The organism is Streptomyces phytophilus (assembly GCF_013870535.1).
GTDB classification, from domain to species: Bacteria; Actinomycetota; Actinomycetes; order Streptomycetales; family Streptomycetaceae; genus Streptomyces; species Streptomyces phytophilus.
Genome location: NZ_JACBXC010000300.1, coordinates 1 through 5,778 on the forward strand (window position 1 = coordinate 1; position 5,778 = coordinate 5,778).

General features: G+C 70.2%; 6 protein-coding genes and 2 tRNA genes. 5 read left to right on the forward strand and 3 right to left on the reverse strand.

Features of this window, described 5'->3' with window-relative positions:
* Nucleotides 1–95: 95 nt before the first annotated feature.
* Entirely contained in the window at nt 96–656 is a 561-nt protein-coding gene (locus H5J30_RS15435) for a PH domain-containing protein (protein ID WP_181788009.1), read from the forward strand.
* A 24-nt stretch (nt 657–680) separates the two neighbouring features.
* On the opposite strand, the gene purL is transcribed toward H5J30_RS15435, so the two are convergent.
* The 3 genes from purL to purS form a co-directional block, all read right to left on the reverse strand.
* Nucleotides 681–2,930: a phosphoribosylformylglycinamidine synthase subunit PurL gene (purL, locus tag H5J30_RS15440; RefSeq protein ID WP_181788010.1), complete on the reverse strand. Its 2,250-nt coding sequence runs from the start codon at nt 2,928–2,930 to the stop codon at nt 681–683.
* A gap of 94 nt (nt 2,931–3,024) precedes the next feature.
* A complete protein-coding gene (purQ, locus tag H5J30_RS15445) occupies nt 3,025–3,705 on the reverse strand; it encodes a phosphoribosylformylglycinamidine synthase subunit PurQ (protein ID WP_181788011.1) in 681 nt (226 codons plus the stop codon).
* Nucleotides 3,702–3,971: a phosphoribosylformylglycinamidine synthase subunit PurS gene (purS, locus tag H5J30_RS15450; RefSeq protein ID WP_181788012.1), complete on the reverse strand. Its 270-nt coding sequence runs from the start codon at nt 3,969–3,971 to the stop codon at nt 3,702–3,704. Before purS ends, purQ begins: the two co-directional genes overlap by 4 nt.
* A gap of 325 nt (nt 3,972–4,296) precedes the next feature.
* Between purS and H5J30_RS15455 the strand changes: the two genes are divergently transcribed.
* From H5J30_RS15455 to H5J30_RS15470, 4 genes are all read left to right on the forward strand, one after another.
* Nucleotides 4,297–4,614, forward strand: coding sequence for a histone-like nucleoid-structuring protein Lsr2 (locus tag H5J30_RS15455; protein WP_027745315.1), 318 nt, complete (start codon nt 4,297–4,299; stop codon nt 4,612–4,614).
* A 154-nt stretch (nt 4,615–4,768) separates the two neighbouring features.
* Nucleotides 4,769–4,840: transfer RNA gene (locus tag H5J30_RS15460), tRNA-Gly, on the forward strand.
* A 73-nt stretch (nt 4,841–4,913) separates the two neighbouring features.
* Nucleotides 4,914–4,986 (forward strand) — tRNA-Gly (locus H5J30_RS15465).
* A 129-nt stretch (nt 4,987–5,115) separates the two neighbouring features.
* Nucleotides 5,116–5,778 (forward strand): ABC transporter ATP-binding protein (locus H5J30_RS15470; RefSeq protein ID WP_181788013.1); only part of this gene is annotated, 663 nt, incomplete at its 3' end.

A 5,778-nucleotide genomic window follows, 5' to 3' on the forward strand; every position in this document is an offset into this window, starting at 1 on the left:
GCTGTGAGCGCGGTCCACGTCCTGGCCGGATCGTACGTACGCGCCCTGCGGGCGCCGCTGCGCTTGGCGGTCGGCATGACAGGAGCGTACGACCGATGTGTGACAACCCGGTCGTGTGCCACGATGCGCGCATGCCTATCGCCGACCGCTACCTCGCAGAAGACGAGTCGCTGGTGTACGTGACCCGCCAGCACTGGACCACGCTGGTCAACGAGTTCCTCGCGCTGTGCGTCATCGCGGTGGCCGCCGGGGCGCTCGTCTGGTGGCTGCCGACGGACGAGGACTGGGGGAAGTACACGAGCTTCGGGGTGCTGGCGGTGGGGGCGATCTTCGCCTGCTACTTCTGGCTCGTCCCGCTGCTGCAGTGGCGCAGCACCATGTACATCCTCACCACCAAGCGGCTGCACAAGCGCAGCGGCTTCCTGTCCAAGTCCGGCCGCAGCATCCCCCTGTCGCGCGTCAACGACGTGTCGTTCCGCGCCAACCTGTGGGAGCGGATCATGCGCTACGGGACCCTCAACGTGCAGTCCGCGTCCGAGCAGGGCGTGATGACGCTGCGGCACGTACCCGACCCGGAGGGCCTGAAGGCCGAGATCTACCGGGCCGTGGACGCCCTCGGGGGCGGCGGCGGGACCGGTCGGCCGCCGGCCCACTGACCCCGCACCCGAGGGACCGCTCACTCAGGCGAACAGCTCCGGGATCGTCCGCTCGTACGTCTCCCGCAGCTCCGCCAGCGGAATGCCGAAATGGCCCTGGAGCTCGACGGCGTCGCCGTCGACCACGCCGATCCGCGTGGCCGGCAGGCCCCGCGCGCCGCACATGTCGGTGAACCGCATCTCCTCGCTCCGCGGCACCGCCACCACCGCGCGGCCCTGCGACTCCGAGAACAGGAACACCGCCGGCTCCAGCGTTTCCGGCACCACCAGCCGCGCGCCGTGGCCGCCCTTCAGGCAGGACTCGACCACCGCCTGGACCAGCCCGCCGTCCGACAGGTCGTGCGCCGCGTCGATCATGCCGTCGCGGGAGGCGGAGATCAGGATCTCGGCGAGCAGCCGCTCCCGCTCCAGGTCGACGGCCGGGGGCAGCCCGCCCAGGTGCTCGTGGACCACCTGCGACCAGGCCGAGCCGCCCAGCTCCTCCTTCGTCTCGCCGAGGAGGTAGAGCAGTTGGCCCTCCTGCGCGAACGCCATCGGCGTGCGCCGCGCCACGTCGTCGATCACGCCGAGCACGCCGACGACCGGCGTCGGGTGGATCGGCTGGTCGCCGGTCTGGTTGTAGAGGGAGACGTTGCCGCCGGTCACGGGGGTGCCCAGGGTGCGGCAGGCGTCGGCCAGGCCGCGGCACGCCTCGGCGAACTGCCACATCCCCGCCGGGTCCTCCGGCGAGGGAAAGTTGAGGCAGTCGGTGACCGCGAGCGGGCGGGCGCCGGTGGCGGCGACGTTGCGGTACGACTCCGCCAGCGCCAGCTGCGCGCCCGCGTACGGGTCGAGCTTGGCGTACCGGCCGTTGCCGTCGGTGGCCAGCGCGACGCCGAGGCCGGTCTCCTCGTCGATGCGGATCATGCCGGAGTCCTCGGGCTGCGCCAGGACGGTGTTGCCGAGGACGAAGCGGTCGTACTGCGAGGTGATCCACGACTTGTCCGCCTGGTTCGGCGAGCCGACGAGCCGCAGGACCTGTGCGCGCAACCCGTCGCCGTCCGCGGGGCGCGGGAGCTTCGCGGCGTCGTCGGCCCGGAGCGCGTCGAGCCAGCCGGGGCGGGCCATCGGCCGCTCGTAGACCGGGCCGTCGTGGGCGACGGTGCGCGGCGGTACGTCGACGATCTGCTCGCCGTGCCAGTAGATCTCCAGCCGGTCGCCGTCGGTGACCTCGCCGATGACGGTGGCGGTGACGTCCCACTTCTCGCAGATGGCGAGGAAGCGGTCGACCTTCGCGGGCTCCACGACCGCGCACATCCGCTCCTGCGACTCGCTCATGAGGATCTCCTCGGGCGAGAGCGTCGCGTCGCGCAGCGGTACGACGTCGAGTTCGACGCGCATGCCGCCGGTGCCGTTGGAGGCCAGCTCGGAGGTGGCGCAGGAGAGCCCGGCCGCGCCGAGGTCCTGGATGCCGACGACGAGGTCCTCGTGGAACGCCTCCAGGGTGCACTCGATGAGCAGCTTCTCCTGGAAGGGGTCGCCGACCTGGACGCTGGGGCGCTTGGAGGGCTTCGCATCGTCGAAGGTCTCGGAGGCCAGGATGGAGGCGCCGCCGATGCCGTCGCCGCCGGTCCGCGCGCCGTAGAGGATGACCTTGTTGCCGACGCCCGCGGCCTTGGCGAGGTGGATGTCCTCGTGCCGCATGACGCCGACGCAGAGGGCGTTGACCAGCGGGTTGCCCTGGTAGCAGGGGTCGAAGACGACCTCGCCGCCGATGTTGGGCAGGCCCAGGCAGTTGCCGTAGCCGCCGATGCCGGCGACGACACCGGGCAGCACGCGCTTGGTGTCGGGGTGGTCCGCGGCGCCGAAGCGCAGCGGGTCCATCACGGCGACGGGGCGCGCGCCCATGGCGATGATGTCGCGGACGATGCCGCCGATGCCGGTGGCGGCGCCCTGGTAAGGCTCCACGTACGAGGGGTGGTTGTGCGACTCGACCTTGAACGTGACGGCGTAGCCCTGGCCGACGTCGACGACGCCCGCCTGCTCGCCGATGCCGACGAGGAGGGCGTCGGAGGGCGGAGCCTTGTCGCCGAACTGCTTGAGGTGCACCTTGCTCGATTTGTACGAGCAGTGCTCGGACCACATGACCGAATACATGGCCAGTTCCGCGCCGGTCGGGCGGCGGCCGAGGATCTCGCGGATCTGCTCGTACTCGTTGTGCTTCAGACCGAGTTCGGCCCAGGGCTGCTCGGCGTCGGGCGAGCCGGAGGCGTACGCGACGGTATCGAAGGTCACGCTCGCTCACTCCTTCGCGCGCGGAGGTCCAGTCGGTCGTGGCTCAGGGCGCGAACTCGCTCCCTCGCCGTTCCGGTATCGAGGGGCGTGCGCGTCATGCGTGGACCAGCCTCTTGAGGATCGAGGTGAAGAAGGCCAGGCCGTCGGTGCGGCCGGTGCCGACGAGGGCTTCGACGGCGTGCTCGGGGTGGGGCATGAGGCCGACGACGTTGCCCGCCTCGTTGGCGATGCCGGCGATGTCGCGCAGCGAGCCGTTGGGGTTGCCGTCCAGATAGCGGAAGACGACGCGGCCGGCGGCCTCCAGCTCGTCGAGCGTACGTTCGTCCGCGGTGTACCGGCCGTCGATGTTCTTCAGCGGGATGTGGATGTCCTGGCCCGCGGCGTAGTCGGCGGTCCAGGCCGTGCCCGCGTTCTCCACCCGGAGCTTCTGGTCCCGGCAGATGAAGTGGAGGTGGTTGTTGCGCAACATCGCGCCGGGCAGCAGATGAGTTTCCGTGAGCACCTGGAAGCCGTTGCAGATGCCGAGGACCGGCATACCGGACCTGGCCTGCTCCACCACCGTATCCATCACGGGCGCAAAGCGGGAAATGGCGCCCGCGCGCAGATAGTCCCCGTAACTGAAACCGCCCGGCAGCACCACCGCGTCGACCTGCCGCAGATCCTTGTCCCGGTGCCAGAGCGGGACCGGCTCGGCGCCCGCCAGCCGAACCGCCCGCAGCGCGTCGCGGTCGTCGAGAGATCCCGGAAAGGTGACGACGCCGATACGAGCGGTCACTTCGCCTCTCCCCGGTGCGCGACTTCCTCGACACGTACGGTGAAGTCCTCGATGACGGTGTTCGCAAGGAACGTCTCGGCCATTGTGTTGATCTGGTCGAGGGCGGCGTCGTCGACCGGTCCCTCCACTTCGAGCTCGAAGCGCTTGCCCTGGCGGACGTCGGCGATCCCGGCGAAGCCGAGGCGCGGCAGCGCACGCTGCACCGCCTGCCCCTGCGGGTCGAGGATCTCCGGCTTGAGCATGACGTCGACTACGACGCGGGCCACTGGCTACTCCCGGTAAGGGTTGTGAAGAAGCGGTGACGACAGCGTACCTTGCGGACAAATCTACCCGGGTAGATATGCGCCCGGCCGGTTACGGTTCCGCATCGCCCGTGATATCCACTTGGGTAAAGGGTCGAATAAAAGTAGGGTCCGCATTGCGACGTGACACGCGGGCCAAATTGCTCGGCTTCCGCAACTGATTCCGTCGCGATACAAAGGGTAAAGCACTGATCAAAAATGAGCCGGCGCTCCCGCAGCCCCGGTCTTCCGCGCAGGTCGCGCGGCGGGCGGGAAAGCGGCAGGCGCGACCGACGGAAGGACCGGTTTCGTGGCGCAGCGCGTAGTGGTCAGCCTCTTCGACGACATCGACGGCGGAGAAGCGACCGAGACGGTCAACTTCGGACTCGACGGGAAGTCGTACGAGATCGATCTCAATGCCTCGAACGCCAAGAAACTGCGCAGCACGCTCGCGCCCTTCCTGCGGGCCGGGCGGAAGCAGGCCGCGTCCGGCCGGGCGTTCACCCGCACGGACATCGCGCCCAACCCCGCCACCGTGCGCGCCTGGGCCGGGTCGCAGGGCATGGAGGTGCCGGCCAGAGGGCGCATCCCCAAGAAGGTCTACGAGGCGTTCGAAGCCGCGCACTGACACCGCTGCCGGCCGCGCGCACGACCGTGCGCCGGCCGGGCATCCTGCCGTCCACCGGGCCGTCTTCGGGCCGTTCGGCGGCCCGGCTTGCCATCTGCCCCCGGGGATCCGATAGAGTCGGGGCACACGCCAAGGGGAGACCCCCCGAGGCCACGCGGGTGTAGCTCAGTAGTAGAGCGCCCTCTTTCCAAGAGGGAGGCGCAGTGTGCGATTCCTGTCACCCGCTCCGCCACAAAAGCCCTGTGAGTAGTGGGGTAGAGTGGAGCACGCGCCGGACGATGAGAGTCGTTCGGATGCACGCGGACGTGGCTCAGTTGGTAGAGCATCACCTTGCCAAGGTGAGGGTCGCGAGTTCGAATCTCGTCGTCCGCTCAGTGGAGGGCCCCGGCTTCGGCCGGGGCTCTTTTCGTGTTCCCGGAAGTCCGCCGCCATGACATCTGTCATCGCCTCCGATGACAGCGTGCACTGCACCCGCGGCCGCGGCGGCGGAAGTCTGAAGACATGGTCAGTGCACAGGAGAACGTGATCAGCGCAGCGGGGCTGCGGCGCGCCTACGGGGACTTCGAGGCGGTACGGGGCGTCGACTTCGCCGTCCGCCGGGGCGAGTTGTTCGCCCTGCTGGGCACCAACGGCGCCGGCAAGACCTCCACCGTCGAGCTGCTGGAAGGGCTGGCGGAGCCCAGCGGGGGCGAGGTGCGGGTGCTGGGGCGTGACCCGTACCGCGAGCGCGGGCAGGTGCGCCCGTACACCGGCGTGATGCTTCAGGAGGGCGGGATGCCCTCGCAGCTCACGGTCGCCGAGACGGTACGGATGTGGGCCGGCTGCACCGCGCGGCCGCGGCCCGTCGCGGAGGCGCTGGAGCTGGTCGGGCTCTCCGACCGGCGGGACGTCCGGGTGTCGCAGCTGTCCGGCGGCGAGCGGCGGCGGCTCGACCTGGCGCTCGCGCTGCTCGGCCGGCCCGAGGTGCTCTTCCTCGACGAGCCGACCACCGGCCTCGACGCCGAGGGGCGGCACGCGACGTGGGACCTGGTGCGCGAACTGCGCGCAGGCGGCACGACCGTACTGCTCACCACGCACTACCTGGAGGAGGCGGAGGAGCTGGCGGACCGGCTGGCGATCATGGCCGGCGGGCGGATCGCCGCGGCCGGCACCGTCGAGGAGATC